The following is a 15,935-nucleotide window of genomic DNA, read 5'->3' on the forward strand; positions in this document are numbered from 1 at the left end:
CTATCAGGACCCCGCCCACCAGTTCGACCAAGCGAACACGGAGAGTGTCGCTTTGCTCACGCGCCAGGAGTGCGGATGCCTGCATCCGGACGCCCTGCCACGTGTGGGGCGCCCAGGCCGGCCTTTCGTGCAGGGGCAGACCCGCCACGGGGGAGCCGGCCTGCCCCTGCACGTCGGCGCCCGCGGACCTCCCCCCGGAGTGCAGGCGCCCGACCCCGCCCGGGGTCACTACGTACAGCGCGACATGAAGCCGGAGTGTCACGGGTGACGGTGGATGGTTGCGAGGTCAACACCCTTGTGAAGAGCGCCTCTACCAACGTCACAGCCATGACACGAAGCATGCACGCCCCAAGCGACGCCACCTGCTGACGACGGCGGCCAGGTCGCCTTCCCCAAGGAGGCGCACCGGGCGTGGCGGCTCGCCGATGCCGGCCGTGGGCTCAGCCCGCGCCGGTCGTCGCAGCACTGTAGGCGTACAGGGCGACGACGCCGACCACACAGGCGAGGACCGTCCAGGAGGCGAGGCTCATCCGTTTCCCTTTCCGCCCGGGCCGTTTCGGCTTCTCGGACCGCTCGGTCCGGCCGGGAGCCGCCGGGGCGGGCGGTGCGGCGGCGGCGGTCTCGGCGAGCAGGCGGCGGCAGGCCGTGGCGAGCTCGCCGGTGCCGGCACCGAGCGGTACGACCGTCTCCGCACGCGCCGGAGCGGTGGTGCCGCCGTCGAGGATCCGGCCCGCACGGAGCAGGATTTCGTCCCTGCGCCCCGAGGATGCGAGGCTGATCCAGCGCTGTACATGCTCTGCCCGGATGACCACACCCCCGGCCCGGTCCCGGTACACGGTGTGCCGACTCCAGAGCATGCCTGCCAACTGCACTGCGGTTTCTCTCAGTTGAGCGCTCAAGGCCCACCCCCCAGAGCCGTTCGATGAATCGAACGGGAATCGTACTCCAGTGTCTGACCGGCTCCCTCGCCTGTCCCGTGGCCCATCGCCCCAGCCCGGCGGCCGCATCCGCATGAGAGCCACGGACGCGACTGCCACCAGCGAACACCACCAAGTAACCCCACCCCTCTGGATCGAACAAATGTGCGGCCATGAGAGCGCAGCGTTGGCCGGCGAGGCGGCCGTCGCCGTGTCCGTCCGTGACCACATCGAGCTCCGGCCCCAGAGCCGGAGCCCCGCCCCTCCACACCGCCCGCGAGGTCGAAGAGGCCACCGGCATCAAGGCCGCCACGATCCGCGTCGAACGGCGCTGCGCGGCCGACGCCCCCGCCCCCCACTCCCGCGAGTCCCTGCACGCGCCGTACGCCCAGCCCCGGAAGTGGGTGCCCTGCCCGCACGCCTGCGGCCACGTCGGCCAGCCGGAGATCCGCCCGAGCATCCTGTACGGACTGGCCCCGCAGATCAGCCCCTCCGCCACGCCGGCCACTGAGCTTCCCCCGTTGTGCGGGAGGTGCTGACTAGCTGGTCAGGGCGGTTTGGCGGGGTTTCAGATTCACCGGTTCGGCTGTTGCCTGGTTGGCGTAGTGCTTCTCCTCGAACTCGATGCCGGCGCAACACCAACGCCCGCCACCCCGACGTACTCGGCGCCCAGCGCAAAGAACGCGCCCGCATCCGCAGCGAGAAGGGCATCCGCTGGGGCGGACGTGCCAGATGCCCGGCGGCGTGAAGGATCGACAGCCGGCACAGCCCAGTCCCACCACACGGACCGCGAGGAGCTCTGCATGGACCATCAGGACGTCGACGCCGCCGTGGCAGAGATGCTGCGGGTGCTCGGACCCCATACCGCCGAGGACTGGACGGTGCCGGCCGGGCCGCTCGAATGGACCTGCTGGCAAACAGCAGCCCACATCGGCCACGACCTGCTGGCCTACGCAGGGCAGCTGGCGGCACAGCCCGCCGACGCCTATCTCCCTTTCGATCTGAACGTCCGCCCCACCGCCTCACCGGCTGAGGTGCTCCAGGCCGTCACCGCCTGCGGCGGGCTGCTCAGCAGTGCCTTGGCCACAGCCGCCCCGACCCTGAGGGCCTGGCACTGGGGCCCGTGCGACCCCGAAGGGTTCGCGGCAATGGGCGTCGCCGAAACCCTGCTGCACACCTACGACATCACGCAGGGACTGTCCGTGGACTGGCTGCCACCAGCACCGCTGAGCGCAGCCGTACTCAACCGGCTCTTCCCCGGCGGCCCGCCCGGAGACCCCACCCAGGTACTTCTCTGGTGCACCGGCCGCGGGGACCTCGACGGGCTCCCTCGCCAAACCTCATGGAGGTGGGAAGCAGCCCGATCGGACTGACCAAGCTGACCCCGGCGAACCTTCGCGGTCACAGCACTGGGCAGCGCAGTCGAAGCGCTGAGTGGGCAAGCGCTGGTGGCCCTTGCCCAACTGCTGTGGGAGGGGACTCGTGGGCGATCACAGCACAACACTGCGCCGAGGGCCGGTCAGGGGGATTGATCCCCCAACCGGCCCTGCTGCATGATCGCGTCCGTGCCACGCTCGCCCCACGAAGTCCGATGCGCTTCCACCGACCCGGTGCCCTGGCATCAGCCTTCGTGGGGCGTCTTCGGGCGGGTGACCGGTACGACGGTGAGGAGGTCGTCCAGCCCTTTGAAGTCGTCGGGGTTGGTGGTGAAGAGGGGAAGGCCCTCGGCCACGGCGATGGCGGCGATCATCAGGTCGGCCACCCGGCGGCGCGGCTTGCGGCCCGCGCTGATCACCGCGGCACAGATGCGACCGTAGGCGCGGGCCGCCTCGGCGTCGAAGGGGACGGGGTCGAACTCGTTCTCGGCGCGTTGCAGAACATCGAGCCTGCGGGCGCGTTCGGCGTGTTCGTCGTAGCCGCTCTGTTCGTCGTTGCGACGTACCTCGTGCGGACCGGCGGACAACTCGGCCAGGGTGACGGCGGTGATCGCCATTTCGTCCGGCAGTTCCTCGGGGGCCACCCACCGGCGCAGAATCATGATGTTGGTGTCGAGGAGGCCCTGCTCGTACGTCGAGCGGTCAGCGGGCATAGGGATCGTCCAGGTAGGGGTCGGCCGTGGCGTCCTGGTCGGCGCGGAACGTGTCGAGGTCGATGTCGGGGGCGGTCCTGGACATCGCGGCGAACTCCTGGCGGGAGACGAACCGACGGCGTCGCCGCAGAGGGACGAGCTGACCGATCGGGTGTCCGTCACGGGTGACGGTGAACGACTGGCCGCCCTGTATGGCGTCCATGATCTCTCGGGACCGGTTGCGCAGATCCCGCTGGGTGATTTCGGGCTGAACGCTCATACCGACCACGGTAGCACCCTGTGCTACCAGGTAGCACTACGCCCGAAGGCTTGCGCTGCCAAGCCTCCGGCCGCGAACGCAGCGAGCGACCGGGGCGGACCGGCGGTCGTCATGGGCGGCCTGAAGCGCTCCGGTCAGCGTGCACTGCATCGGTGCGGCCCGGACAGGGAGAGGGCTCCGGGGTGGACGAGATCGACCCGTACGACGACGCTGCGCAGCAGTTGGCCGCAGCCAGGAACCGAACTGCTGCAGCACACGTCTTCCGCACCATGATCTCAAGCGAGCCCCAAGAGCACGCGATTTCCGTCAGGCTGGCCTCGCCGTCCGCGGCGAGCGGGGATCCGTCGAAGGTCAACGACTACAACAGCTTCGCCGAGGCGTACACGGCCGCAAACGAAACCAACCTGGTCAATGCCTACTACGAGCGGCCCGCGATGCTGGCCCTCGCTGGAGACGTGGCCGACCGGCGGATCCTCGACGCCGGCTGCGGCTCGGGGCTCCTGTTTGCCGCGCTGCGCGACCGTGGCGCCATTGTGAGTGGCTTCGACGCGAGTGCCGGGATGCTGCAGCTGGCCCGGCAGCGGCTCGGCGACGGTGCGGACCTGCAGGTGACGGACCTGGGCAGTCCGCTTCCTTACCCTGATGACACGTTCGACGATGTAGTCGCGTCCCTGGTGCTGCACTACCTGGAGGACTGGGGGCCGGCGCTGGCCGAGCTGCGACGCACACTCAAGCCCGGCGGTCGGCTGATCGCTTCCGTCGACCATCCCTTTGCCATCAACCTGATACACCGCGAGGCCGGCCGCGAGGCCGAGTGCAACTACTTCGACACCACCAACTGGACCGTAGAGTGGACCATGGGCGGCCAGACCGCCCTGGTGAGTCGCTGGCACAGGCCGCTGCACGCGATGATCGAGGCTTTCACCGGGGCCGGTTTCCGGATCACGGCCGTCAGCGAGCCGGATCCTGATCCCGCCGCCCGCGAGATGTTCCCCGAGGCCATCGCGGCCAAGCCACGCTTCCTGTGCTTCCTGTTCTTCGTCCTGCAGGCCGAGTAGCAACCAGAACGACCAGTCCCTGCGGAGCGGTCAGCTGTCCTCGCCGTCGGCCGCTTCCTCGTCGGCGCTCGGATCTTGAGGCCACGAGCAGCCCATGGCAGGCTCATGCCGCGTGATCGATGAATTCGCGAAAGTCAACCTGCACGGGAGACTGCGGCGGGACCGCAAGGCGCTGCTCTGGAAACTCGACGGCTTGTCCGAATACGACGCCCGCCGACCTTTGACAGCGACCGGGACCAACCTCCTCGGCCTGGTCAAACACGTGGCCACCGTCGAGGCCAGGTACTTCGGCGAGGTCTTCGACCGCCCTTCCCCGGAACCGCTGTGCCGGTGGCAGGACTCCGACGGCAGCGACCTGTGGGCGACCGAGGACGAGACCCGCGATCAGATCATCGGGTTCTACCGGCGCACGTGGGAACACTCGGACGCGACGATCAACGAGCTTCCCCTCGACGCCCCCGGCCACGTGCCGTGGTGGCCGGAGCCTCATGCCGACACCAACCTGTTCGCCGTCATGGTCCATGTCCTCGGCGAGTCCATCCGGCATGCCGGGCACGCCGACATCCTGCGCGAGGGCCTCGACGGCCGGACCGGCTTGCGCGCCGAACACGAGAAGCAGATCGACGAGGAAGCCCGTGCAGCCTACTGCGCGAAGATCGAGCAGGCCGCCAGGACGGCCGCGCCGATCAAGGCCTAGTCGGACATACCGGGCAGCCTGACATCGGCTCCCCTACCGGCGCTTGCGATTTCCGAGCACCCCGGCCACCTGATATGCCCGCGCCACCCGATGTGGGCGTTCGTCCACGCCTTCGTCGTCTTCGTCCAGCTCGGGCGCGTCCGGGTCGCGCAGCGGGCGCAGGGCGCCGGCGGCCGGGGCCGAGGCGGTGAAGCTGTAGCGGCCGAGCAGGTTCAGGTTGCGGTGCTTGAGCGGGGAGAGCCGGGTGATGTCCTCCTCGCGGATCTGGTGGCCCCCGGCCTGGAGCTGGGCGACGGCGGCGTCGATGTAACGGGTCGTCCAGAGCACGATGGCGTTGAGGACCAGGCCGAGCGAGCCGAGTTGGTCCTCCGTGCCGTCCCGGTACGCCTGGTGGATGGTGCCGCGCTTGCCGTGGCACACGTCCCGGGCCGGCTTGTGGCGGGATTCCTGGACGGTGAGCCGCCGGTTCATCTGCCTCCGGTAGGTGCCGTCGACCGGGTCGACCACGCGCAGCAGGTGCTCGGTCTTGGCGGTCCGCCCGTACTCCGCGAACGCCGCACCCAGCGGAGTCAGGCGCCCCTCGTGTCCGAACAGGGGTACCCGATTGCGAACATTGCCCACCTGGTAGCGGCCACGGCATATTTCGTGCGTGGACCGCATCGACCGCGCAGTAATCGAGCAACTGCGCCGCGACTGCCGCCTGACCAACACCGAACTCGCCGACCGGGTCGGCCTGACGCCCTCGCCTTGCCTGCGCAGAGTCAGGCGCCTGGAAGAGCAGGGAGTGATCCTCGGCCACCACGCCCGCATCACGCCCAAGGCCCTCAACCGCGGCTTCGAGGTCCAGGTCGACTTCGAACTCACCGACCAGGCCCGCGCCACGGTCGAGCGGTTCGAAGCCGAGCCGGTGGCCTTCGACGAGGTCGTCGAAGGCCACCGCATGTTCGGCGCTCCCGACCACCACGCGCTGATCTCGGTCGCCGACCTGGAAACCTACGAGCAGTTCATGACCCAGCGGCTGCTCGCCCCGCCGGGCCTGGCCAAGCTCCAGTCCCGCTTCGCGATGAAAACCCTCAAGTCCGACGTGCCCCCGCCCGGAAGGTGACGGCAGCACCGCCTCGGGTGACTCCACGGACCAACGGGGCAGAAAGCTTCCACATCAGGCCCTCGATGTCCGCAGCTTCCCAAGCCGATGCCGCCCAGCCTTGGTTCTCGGCGAACTGCAACATGGACACCAAAGCCAGCTGCCCGGAAGCGACACCGGGGCGGCCACGGACGCCGAGCGGAGACCTGAAGCCCTCGTCGTCGAACAGCAGGACGAACGCGTCCCTCACCCGCATCGCCATGCACCCTTTCGGAAGTGCCGCACGCGCGACCACCTATCTCGCCCGAGGACTTCCCGAGCCGAGCTCCCATTGATGACGCTCCTTGAAAACGGCCACCCCTTGCTCGGGGGTGACCCCACACCTGTTCAGTGGATCCCCCCCCACCCACAGGGCACCTGACCTGCGGACGGGCGCCACAAGGGAGGGGCCGCCCGATAGCCAGCCAGATCCAGGGACGGGACGGACTGTCCAGGGTGGCCGAAGGCCAGCGCGCAGCGCCGCCGCAGGCGCCCTTGACCGGCCGGCCCGGCCCGCACACTCCACGAGCGGGCGGCCCCGGCTCGCCTCGCTCGCCCCAACTCCCCACACGGTTGAAGACCGGAGCAAGTGGGGCGACGAGTATGCCTGGCCGTTTTCAAGAATCGCCATCACCATCGACACCACACCACTCCGCCCCACGACCGAAGGGGTGCGCATTCACCCAATCGGGCAACAGGGTCCTTCGATTCGCTCGAGGATCGCGGTGTGGGCGGTGGCCCGGCTCGGCCAGGGATGAGTGCCGATCAGCTCGTTCTGCCTCCGTGCTGAACGACGCCGCCGTCCGCGCAGCCACCGGCCCTGCCGGCGCAGGGACAGGGGCAGGACAGTCCACGCCGAGGACGTCCAGCAGGTCCTCGCAGTCCCGGCCTCCGATGTTCCTCATCGCCGCTCAGGCGCCTTCATCTGTTGCCAACTCAGCAGGCTGCAATGAACAGTTGAGACAGAACGAAATGTGCTGCACCTGAAGGGGGAAGAGATGAGAGTCACGCTGGCCGTTGACGCCGGGAACGGAGACTCGGCCGGAGCCTCGGACGACCTGTACCAGTGGCTGCGCCAGGACCCCGATCTGCGCGTGTTCGTCCGCAGGGAGACTCCCGCCGCGCCGACGGACGGAGCCATGGGCGCGCTGGGGGAGCTGATCGCACTGCTGCTGGCTCCCGGTGGTCCGACGACTGCACTGGGCGCGGCCGTCGTGATGTGGCTGCAGAACCGCCGGGGCAATCAGACCGTCACCATCATCCGGCCGGACGGTACGCAGGTCGTGGTCTCCTCGGAGAAGGTGCGCGGCCTGACCGCCGAGGGCACCAGTGAGCTGGCCGAGCGGGTCGCTGCAGCGCTCGGGCAGGAGCGGAACCCACAGGGGATACGGAATACAGCGGAGGATGACGGTCGGGTCGGTCCGTCGCGAGAGGCGGGCTGACCATGCCGTCGCGGCGGGCGCGGGATCCGCGGGTGGGAGCGGATCTGGCCGGAGCCGGTTGCCACGCGCTGGTGATCGGGACGGCCACCCACCCAGGGCACCAGTTGCCCGGTCTGCCGTCCGCTCTACGGTCGGCGCAGGACGTGGCCGAGGCGCTGAGCACGGTGTGCGGTATGGGCGATCGGGTCAGGCTGATCACTGACCCGACGTCACCGAGTGATGTCCTGGAGGCGCTGGCGGAGGCCATCGGCCGGGCCGAGCCCACGGAGGAGCGATACGAGCGAGGAACCGTCCTCTTCTACTTCGTCGGGCACGGGTTGCGCGGACCCGGTCAGCAGCTGTACCTGGCGACAGCGACGACCAAGTCCCAGGCGGACACGGCACACTCCATCCCCTACACGGAGATCGAGCGCTACTTGAGCGACGCCGCCGCCGACCCGGTCGTGATCCTCGACTGCTGTTTCGCGGGGAACGCCCAGGAGCCGGGTCGGCCGACCGCCATGGACCCGTTCGCCGGTGCGCGGCCCGCCGGCAGCTACCTGCTCGCGTCCGCGATGCGCAACGCCTTGGCGTATGCCCCGCCGGACGCGGAGCACACCCTCTTCAGCGGCCAGTTGCTGAGCCTGCTGCGGGAAGGCGACGCGGGCGGCCCGAAGTGGCTGACGCTGGGCGAGGTCTACCGGCTGCTCGACCAGCGGCTCCAGGGCAACGCGGCCCGCCCGTACGGCGGTGGCACCGCGCGCATGGGGGAGCTGTCCCTCGCCGTCAACCGCCGGTACGAGGCGCGGCCGTGCCTGGACACCGGGCTGCCGATGGTCGACGTCCCGGATCCGAACGCAGTCTGCCCCTACCCCGGCATCCTCCCCTTCCTCCCCGAGCAGCACCGTCTCTTCTTCGGCCGGGAGGAGCTGACCCGGGAGCTGCTGCGGCGTGTCGAGCGGGCGAGGCCCGGTGAGCCGGTGGTCCTGGTGGGGCCGTCGGGAGTCGGCAAGTCCTCGCTGCTGCGGGCAGGGCTGAGCGTGGCCGCGGAACAGGCGGGGCTCAGCCCTGTGTGGATGGTGTCCTCTCCGGGTCAGCGGCCGTTCCGGACGCTTGCCGAGGGGTGGGCGAGGGCAGTGGGCAGGGAGCCCTCCGAGGTCGTACGGGATCTGGAGCGGGGGCGCTTCAGCCGCCCCGCGGCCACGGGAGCCACGGCCGGCCGTGCACCGCGCGTCCTCGTCATCGACCAACTCGAGGAGTACTTCACGCTCTGCTCGGACGCGGCCGAACGTGAGCGGTTCGCCGCCGCCCTCACCGCGGGAGCGGACGAAGAGCGGGGCGGGAACGGGGACGGGGACGGCCCGCGTCTCGTCCTGGCTCTGCGCGCCGACTACTACGGCGACGCCCTGAGCGATCCCCGCCTGGCGCCTGTCGTGCGGACGGGCCACTTCGCCGTGCCCGCGCTGGGCGACGAGGAGGTCGAGGCGGCGATCGTGGGCCCGGCAGAGTACGCGGGCCTGCAGTGGGAGGAGGGCGTACCGCAGCTCCTGCTGCGCGACGTGAACGAGGAGCGGCACACCGTGGGAGACGCCGCGGCACTGCCCTTCCTGGCCTACACCCTGCCGGAGATCTGGCTGCGGCGGCAGGGGACGACGCTCACGTACGCCGGGTACGTCGGCGCCGGAGGTATACGGGGCGCGGTGGCCAGGGCCGCCGACAGGATCTACGACGCTCTCGACGACACCGGCCGCGCGGCTCTGCGGAGCCTTCTGCTGGCCATGGTCCATGTGGTCGACGGCGAGGGGCGGTTGGTACGCCGCAGGGTACAGCGGGAGGAACTGGCCGGCAGCGAGGACCTGCTGCGCCGGCTCGCGGACGCCCGCCTGGTCGTCGTGGACGAGGAGGGCGGGGCCCAACTCGGCCACGACTCGCTGCTGCACGCGTGGGGGAGGCTGAGCGGCTGGATCGACGAGGTGCGGGACGACCTGCTGAGACTGCGGCGGCTGACCGCGGCGGCGGAGGGCTGGGCCGAGGCGGGACGGAAGCCGAGCGGCCTCTACCAGGGCGATGCCCTGGAGGAGGCGAAGAAGTTCACGGCGGACGACGCCCCCGCGGTCCAGGGAGCCCGGCCGGTGGTCGCAGTCGACTCGACCGTCGCAGCCGCATCGGCAGCCGTCCGCCTACCAGTCCGCCAGGTGGTACGGGACTTCGTCGCCGCGAGCGGTCATGCGCAACAGCGCAGACGCTTCGTCACCCGTGCCTGGATCGCGGGCCTTTCGGCCCTGTCCCTGGTGGCCGCATCACTCTTCGGGTGGGCGTTCCACGAGAACCAGCGGGCGGCGAGCCGGGAGGAGAGTCTGATCGCCAGGGAACTGGCCACCCAAGCCGACGCCATGCGTGAAGGCGACCCACAGACCGCGCTCCGCCTCAGCCTGGCCGCTTACCGCACCGCGGTGACCCCTGAGACCCGCTCCAGCCTGTACACGGCGGCGACGACCGTCGCGCCGACCCGCCTCGTCCCGAAGGAGCCGTACCGCAAGCCGGTGCTCAACGTCGCCTACAGCCCGGACGGCAAGGTCCTGGCCGCGAGTCACCGGGGCGGCCGGGTCCAGTTGTGGGACCTGTCCGAGCCGGCCGTGCCGGTGGAGGCGGGCCGTTTCACGCTGAGGAGCGGTGCGGCCATCGCCTACCATCCACGTTCACGGCTCCTGGCAGCGCAGTCGGCGGACGAACTGACGCTGTGGGACACCACGGACCCGGTGAAGCCACGGCGGCTCTCCTTGGTTCGGATCGCCCACGGTGTGACGTACACGCTGGCGTTCAGCGCGGACGGCCGAACTGTCGCGGCGGGCAGTCGGAAGGGACAGCTGCGGCTGTGGGACGTGAGCGACCCCGTCCACCCCGCACTGCGTACCCAGCGGACGATCGCCAAGACGGAGGTGATCTCCCTGGCGTTCACCCGCGACCGGCACCACTTGATCACAGGCAACGGCAGCGGAGAAGCAGGGAGCGGGCAGCCCGCACAGGTGCGGCTGTGGGACGTGAGCGATCGGGACCGGCCCGTGCTGCGGGACACGGAGCGGGCCGACACGGTCATGGCGGTCGCGGCCGATCCCCGGCGCGACCTGGTGGTCGCGACCGGTGCGGAGGGGAAGATCGCCTGGTGGGAGGTGGCGGACGGACGGGAGCTGCGGCGCGTGAAGGCGGAGGAGCACCTGGACTACTGGGGCTACAACCAGGACGGCATTCCGTCGCTCGCGTTCAGCAGGGACGGCGCACACCTTGCCGGAGCGAACGGCAAGAGCGGCGTCAGGCGGGCCGATGTGAACAGGAAGGTATCGGATCTCGTGGACAGCATGCGCGAGGTCACCCTGCCGACGGGCGAGCCGGCCCAGTCGGTCGCCTACAGCCCGGACAGCCGGTATCTGGCGGCCGGTGAGGTGGGTGGAGAAGTGCGGCTGTGGCCCGACCGGCCTTGGGCGCCCGCGCTCAAGGGCGGCATCTACGTCACGCCCCAGGCGGGGACCAGCCCGTTCAGTCCCGACGGTGAGTTCGTCATCACCTCGCAGGTGAACGCGGACCACACGAGCACGACAAGGGTGTGGGACGTCAGCGCCCCGGGCGCACCGAGGGTCCGGTACACCCTGCCGAGGGCATGGGAGGCGAAGTACTTCCTGACCCGGCACAAGACGCCCGTGTTCCTGGCGCATCACTGGACCAAGGGGCTGGACCACACCTTCCAGTTGTGGCGGTTCGACTCCGACGGAGCCCTGAAGAAGGGCCGCGGCATCCGGCTCACCGCCGACGCCCCGAGCGTCGCCGTGAGTCCCGACAACCGTCTCCTCACGGTGGGTTCGCGGGAGGAGCCCGACATCGCGGTGTGGGACATCGGGGATCCCGCGAAGCCCGTGCGCAGGGGCACGATCGAGGCGCGGGCGAGTGGGGGCCTCGGGGCCACGGGGAACCTGTGGTTCACCGGGGCGCGGTCGCTGGCGACGGTGGAGAAAGGACGGCACATCAGGCTCTGGGACGTCTCCGACCCTGCCCGGCCTCTCAAGGGCGGGCGCATCGACGGCGCGGCGACGGGGAAGGGCTCGATGTCCGTCCCCTCGTCCCAGCTTCTCGTCACCGAGGACGTGGCGGACAATATTCGGCTCTGGGACCTCTCCCGGCCCGCGCACCCCGCCAGGGGCGGCCTGCTTCCGGCAGCCGCAGGGGGCTACTTCCCCACGCGCAAGGGGGAGTTGGCGGCGACACTCCGCGATGGAACCGTCGAGTTCTGGGATGTCACCGATCCCGCTCATCCCCGGAAGAAGCGCGGCGACCTCTTACTCGACCACGAGGTCACGTCGATCACTATGACCCCAGACGGTCGCTACGCGGTGACGAGCGAGCCCTATCGCGTCTGGTCCGTCGGGAAGGACGGGCGGTGGAGCACTCCCGGACTCGTCACGCTGAAGACCGCAGATGCGGTATACGTGCCCCCGGCAACCTCGCCGCAGGGCCCTCGTTGGCTGGCTGTCACCGGCTCGGGCAGCCCCGGCCTGACAGGCGGGAGGACCTACGTGCTCGACTTCGACACCGACCGCCTCTACGAAGCCCTGTGCAGGTCCCATCCCCTGAGCGTCCCCGAAGACCAGTGGGAACAACTGTTCCCGCACCTGACCTACCGCACGTCCTGCGACTGACACCAAGCGGTGTTGGTGAGCTCAACTCCTTGGGGGGAGCTTGGGTGGGAAGCGGTGGTGGGCCGTCTTCTCGCCCGGGGATCTCCAGCACGCGAGGACGATGGCACGAGGCACAGACACCCGCTCTCCACGCCGTCGTCCACGACTGGGCGGCACGCGGGTGGCCTTCCGTGATCTCCGGCACGGACGCGGTCTTGCTGCATCGGCGGCCGGTCACGGCACCGGTCGGCCGAGGCGGCGTACCGACTCGCCCGCGAGGTACGCCTGAATGTCCTCCACAGAAGGTCTGACGAGACGCCTGCACCTCACTCCGGCCGCTCATCGGCTCCCCCGAGCAACCCATGCCTTCGTCGGACGGCATCCACCGGCACGTATTCAGCACACACAAGGACGGGAAACACCGTGAACACGTGAGAACCGCGGAGGAGTCCTTCCCCTGGTCAGACACGCTGCGGCCCACGTCTCCGCAGGTCAGCCCGGCCCATGGAAACTCCTCAAGCGGGTGTCGCAGGTTCGAATCCTGCCGGGGGCACAGAAGGAAAGGGCTGGCTCAGGGGGTTTCCCTCCCAGGCCGGCCCTTCGCCGTTTGCCGTTCCAGGCGGCGTGCCACTACGTCCTCTCGGCAGCGTTTCAGGAGGAGCTCGAAGCCGCTCCGTACCGACCTTTCGCGCAAGTTCCCCGAGCCGGAGTCCCGCATGCGGCGGTCATGGAGCCAAACCGAGCTGTGTGATGATGCGGAAGATGACCGGCCCTGGGGTGGGGCCGGGTACGTAAGAAGGGCGGGGGCCCATCGTGGGCAAGGGTGGGGAGTCCATACCGGACGAGGAGTGGGAGCGCTTCCTTCGTGAAGCCGGGGCGGGGACCAAGGACGCGCCCGAGGAGCCGTCGGCGCGGGCCCGGATGGTGGCGCGGCGGCTGCGGGAGGAGACCGGCCGGCCGGAGCCGTGGCGGGGTCACCAACCGGCCCGGCGGCAAGGTGGTAAGGGCTGGTACGCGGTCGGTCTGCTGGTTGCGGTCGCCTTGCTGGTCGTGGCGCTGGATCCCGGGCGGGTGGCTGGATGGTTCGGAGGCGGAGGCGGCGAGAGTGTGCCGCTCGCCGTGGAGTCGGAACGTCCGGATCAACCGCCGCCGACGGAAGCGGCAGTCCAACGTCCGACCGCGGAGCAGCCGTTCAGGGGGTCGCCCGCGGCGCAGTGGGGTGACGGGACGGCTGGGATCGGCCTGCCCGAGGCACGGGCGACCGGCTGGATGAGCAAGGGTCAGGTCGCGCAGGCGCTCGAGAAGACCCGGGACTTCCTCGCCGCGTCCAGTCTGGATCCTGGTGTGCTGCGCGGGGAGCGGCCGAGGAAGGCGATCGCGTTGATCAATCCTCATCAGCAGGATGTCCAGGACTACCTGGCGACCGCGTTCCGTGCGCCCAACCGGGAGAACGATCCTCTGCTGCTGTTCAGCCGGTTCGAGAAGACGAAGGTCCGGCTTGTCGGGGATGTGGTCAAGACACGAGGGCGGATCACGTACCGAGAAGGCAGGCGCGGTGCGGTCGAGGTGACCACCGATGTCACGTACGTGTATCCGGTCGTACGCGCTGCAGCGGGAAGCGACGAAGTCGCGCGCCGCGAGGTCGTGATGAGTTGGGACGATCCGGCGAAGGTCGTCGTCGAGCCGGGTACGTTCTCCCTCGTCTCCTACAAGGTGGACACCACCAACGGCGGCTGCGACACCTTCACCGGCTACCTCACCCCCGAGTTCAGCGCAGAGCGCGCGGCCTCGCGCCCGGGAGACGGTCCCGAGGTCGACCCGTACGACCGGAGCACGTCGATGGAAACACGCATGCGGGAGGCCGGCGATGCGGGGTGCGGGACTGCCACACGGTCGTGAGCGGCAGTTGCGGGGAATCAGAACCGCATGGTCGGAAACCTCAAGCGTCACGGTTCGGTGAGCGTCTGACCGGGTGACAACGCCCATGCACACCAGCGAACAAGGGCGGAGCCTGTGGATCATCGCACCAGGTAGGAGTCATACCGGCCCCTGGTCGACCGCCCACGCAAGTTGCTTCGGGACGAAGGGGTCGGTCATCCGTGTCTTCTGGACCAACGTCACGGTTGAGCCAGAACCCGAGAAGCGGCAGCACTCCGCCGCCGGCCACATTGGCGCCGGCGCGCGGTTCCAGGCAGGAGAAATGCATTGCCATGCAATCGCGTCGGTCGGCATGCTCACAGCCGTGATTACTGCACACGAATCCACCGATGCCACCATCGTCATTCCCGTCAGCGTGCGTGACCTGCTGCCCCGAGACCTGCCCGCCTGCACCTGGTCGGGCTCGGCCACTCACCTGCGCCAGGTAGAGCGAGCGCTGGCGCGTGCCACGGCCGGCGAGGTGGACTACCTGGCTGTGTGCACTCCTGTGGATCTGCCGGTGGCGATCGGTGGCATCGACTATCAGGTTTCCGAGGGAGCCGGAACCTTGTGGCAGCTCGCCGTGTCCCCGGCACTGCAGTCCTGCGGTCTGGGAACGCTGCTGATCCGAGCCGCCGAGCAGAGAATCAGGAACCGCGGCCTGCGCAGGGCCGAACTCGCCGTGGAGGAGAACAACCCTCGGGCTCGCGCCCTGTATGAGCGCCTGGGCTATGCCGCGTACGGCTGCAGGCCCGATGCCTGGGACGAGGAAGGACCCGACGGGTCGATCCATCGCCACGAGACGGTGTGCGTTCTCTTGCGAAAGAATCTTTGAGTCACCGCTCGACGGCGGATGCCCGAGGGTCAGCCAAGCGGTCAGCTGCCCTCCTTCGGGCGCTGTTCACTACCTGAGCCCCGGTGCGGGTGCTGCCGGAACTCGTGAATGTTCGATTTGCGCCTCACCGTGGCTTGCCTCAAGCGGGTGTCGCGGGTTCGAATCCTGCCGGGACACCGGGCAAAAGGACCCGGACCGATCTTGATCTTGCTCCGGGGCCTTCGACATCCAGGTTTGACATCAACGGGAGCGGTCACTGACGACCGGGGCGCCCCCGCAGCAGGCGGCCCATGTGGCTCATCGCCTCGCGCTGGGTGTCCTGCACGACGTGGTGCAGACGTCCATGGTGATGCTGATCCGGGAGTGTACGCCGACGACGCCGTCCTGGCCGCTGTGGCCGGGCGGGAAGCCGCACAGGGAGCCCAGGCAACCGTCTTCACCTCCGACACCGACGACATGAACCAACTTCCTCGCGGGCCACCCCGTGCGAGTCGAGAAGGCCTGACGAGACGCCCACACCCCACTCCGGCCGCTCACCGGCTCCCCGACCGTGAGAAGGGCCGGCTCAGGAGGAGGCCTCCCGGGTCGGCCCTTCGGCGTTCCGGGCGCCGTGCCGCACTCGTGCGGCCACACTCGTGCGGCTACGCCCGCTCGGCTGGTGACGCGCAGGAAGTCCCGTTGGATGGCGGCTGATGACAGCGGATGACGGTGGATGACGGCACGGGTCATGCCGGGAGCAGGGCAAGGGTGAGCAGGAGACGCTACGTTGCCAGGGGGTGCCCGGTGGCTACCGGATCTGGGACGACCGAGGACGTGGATGGTGGGGTGACCTCTACGAGTTGTGCCCCGACGATCTCCTGGTCGAGCTCAACGGCCAGGCGGACCAAGCCCGGATCGCCGCGATGCTGAAGTACCGCAGGACGCAGAAGCGGTAGGTGCCGCGGAGACGCTG

General features: G+C 69.6%; 13 protein-coding genes and 2 pseudogenes. 10 read left to right on the plus strand and 5 right to left on the minus strand.

The window, feature by feature from the left end:
• Nucleotides 1-440: 440 nt before the first annotated feature.
• Nucleotides 441-857 (minus strand): hypothetical protein, encoded by a 417-nt coding sequence (locus DEP02_RS12475; protein ID WP_112467387.1) that lies wholly within the window; start codon nt 855-857, stop codon nt 441-443.
• Nucleotides 858-1,138: 281 nt separating this feature from the next.
• Here DEP02_RS12475 and DEP02_RS12480 point away from each other — a divergent pair, with 281 nt between their 5' ends.
• A complete protein-coding gene (locus DEP02_RS12480) occupies nt 1,139-1,456 on the plus strand; it encodes a hypothetical protein (RefSeq protein WP_112467388.1) in 318 nt (105 codons plus the stop codon).
• A gap of 264 nt (nt 1,457-1,720) precedes the next feature.
• Entirely contained in the window at nt 1,721-2,290 is a 570-nt protein-coding gene (locus tag DEP02_RS12490; protein WP_112467390.1) for a maleylpyruvate isomerase N-terminal domain-containing protein, read from the plus strand.
• Between the two features lie 248 nt (nt 2,291-2,538).
• Here DEP02_RS12490 and DEP02_RS12495 read toward each other — a convergent pair whose 3' ends face one another.
• Nucleotides 2,539-3,006, minus strand: coding sequence for a type II toxin-antitoxin system VapC family toxin (locus tag DEP02_RS12495; RefSeq protein ID WP_112467391.1), 468 nt, complete (start codon nt 3,004-3,006; stop codon nt 2,539-2,541).
• Nucleotides 2,996-3,265, minus strand: a complete 270-nt coding sequence (locus tag DEP02_RS12500) for a type II toxin-antitoxin system Phd/YefM family antitoxin (RefSeq protein WP_112467392.1) — start codon at nt 3,263-3,265, stop codon at nt 2,996-2,998. The genes DEP02_RS12495 and DEP02_RS12500 overlap by 11 nt, the downstream gene beginning before the upstream one ends.
• A 269-nt stretch (nt 3,266-3,534) precedes the next feature.
• Between DEP02_RS12500 and DEP02_RS12505 the strand changes: the two genes are divergently transcribed.
• Both DEP02_RS12505 and DEP02_RS12510 read left to right on the plus strand, forming a co-directional pair.
• A complete protein-coding gene (locus DEP02_RS12505; protein ID WP_198668411.1) occupies nt 3,535-4,323 on the plus strand; it encodes a class I SAM-dependent methyltransferase in 789 nt (262 codons plus the stop codon).
• Nucleotides 4,324-4,435: 112 nt separating this feature from the next.
• Nucleotides 4,436-5,020, plus strand: a complete 585-nt coding sequence (locus tag DEP02_RS12510; protein ID WP_112467394.1) for a DinB family protein — start codon at nt 4,436-4,438, stop codon at nt 5,018-5,020.
• Between the two features lie 123 nt (nt 5,021-5,143).
• Here DEP02_RS12510 and DEP02_RS12515 read toward each other — a convergent pair.
• Nucleotides 5,144-5,599 (minus strand): annotated as a pseudogene (locus DEP02_RS12515) (Tn3 family transposase); the annotation flags it as partial.
• Between the two features lie 70 nt (nt 5,600-5,669).
• On the opposite strand from DEP02_RS12515, the gene DEP02_RS12520 reads away from it, so the two are divergent.
• From DEP02_RS12520 to DEP02_RS12545, 5 genes are all read left to right on the plus strand, one after another.
• Nucleotides 5,670-6,125: an Lrp/AsnC family transcriptional regulator gene (locus DEP02_RS12520; protein WP_112467395.1), complete on the plus strand. Its 456-nt coding sequence runs from the start codon at nt 5,670-5,672 to the stop codon at nt 6,123-6,125.
• A 1,016-nt stretch (nt 6,126-7,141) separates the two neighbouring features.
• Nucleotides 7,142-7,585: an effector-associated constant component EACC1 gene (locus DEP02_RS12530; RefSeq protein ID WP_157977435.1), complete on the plus strand. Its 444-nt coding sequence runs from the start codon at nt 7,142-7,144 to the stop codon at nt 7,583-7,585.
• Nucleotides 7,586-7,587: 2 nt separating this feature from the next.
• A complete protein-coding gene (locus DEP02_RS12535) occupies nt 7,588-12,252 on the plus strand; it encodes a caspase, EACC1-associated type (RefSeq protein ID WP_112467397.1) in 4,665 nt (1,554 codons plus the stop codon).
• A 792-nt stretch (nt 12,253-13,044) separates the two neighbouring features.
• Nucleotides 13,045-14,130 (plus strand): hypothetical protein, encoded by a 1,086-nt coding sequence (locus tag DEP02_RS12540; protein WP_112467398.1) that lies wholly within the window; start codon nt 13,045-13,047, stop codon nt 14,128-14,130.
• 331 nt (nt 14,131-14,461) lie between these two features.
• Nucleotides 14,462-14,983, plus strand: a complete 522-nt coding sequence (locus DEP02_RS12545) for a GNAT family N-acetyltransferase (RefSeq protein WP_112467399.1) — start codon at nt 14,462-14,464, stop codon at nt 14,981-14,983.
• Nucleotides 14,984-15,236: 253 nt separating this feature from the next.
• Here DEP02_RS12545 and DEP02_RS35980 read toward each other — a convergent pair.
• Nucleotides 15,237-15,349: pseudogene (locus DEP02_RS35980) on the minus strand (tyrosine-type recombinase/integrase); the annotation flags it as partial.
• 410 nt (nt 15,350-15,759) lie between these two features.
• Between DEP02_RS35980 and DEP02_RS12555 the strand changes: the two are divergent.
• A complete protein-coding gene (locus tag DEP02_RS12555) occupies nt 15,760-15,918 on the plus strand; it encodes a hypothetical protein (protein ID WP_232839075.1) in 159 nt (52 codons plus the stop codon).
• Nucleotides 15,919-15,935: the final 17 nt, after the last annotated feature.

Source organism: Streptomyces triticisoli, from assembly GCF_003270085.1.
Lineage (GTDB): Bacteria > Actinomycetota > Actinomycetes > Streptomycetales > Streptomycetaceae > Streptomyces > Streptomyces triticisoli.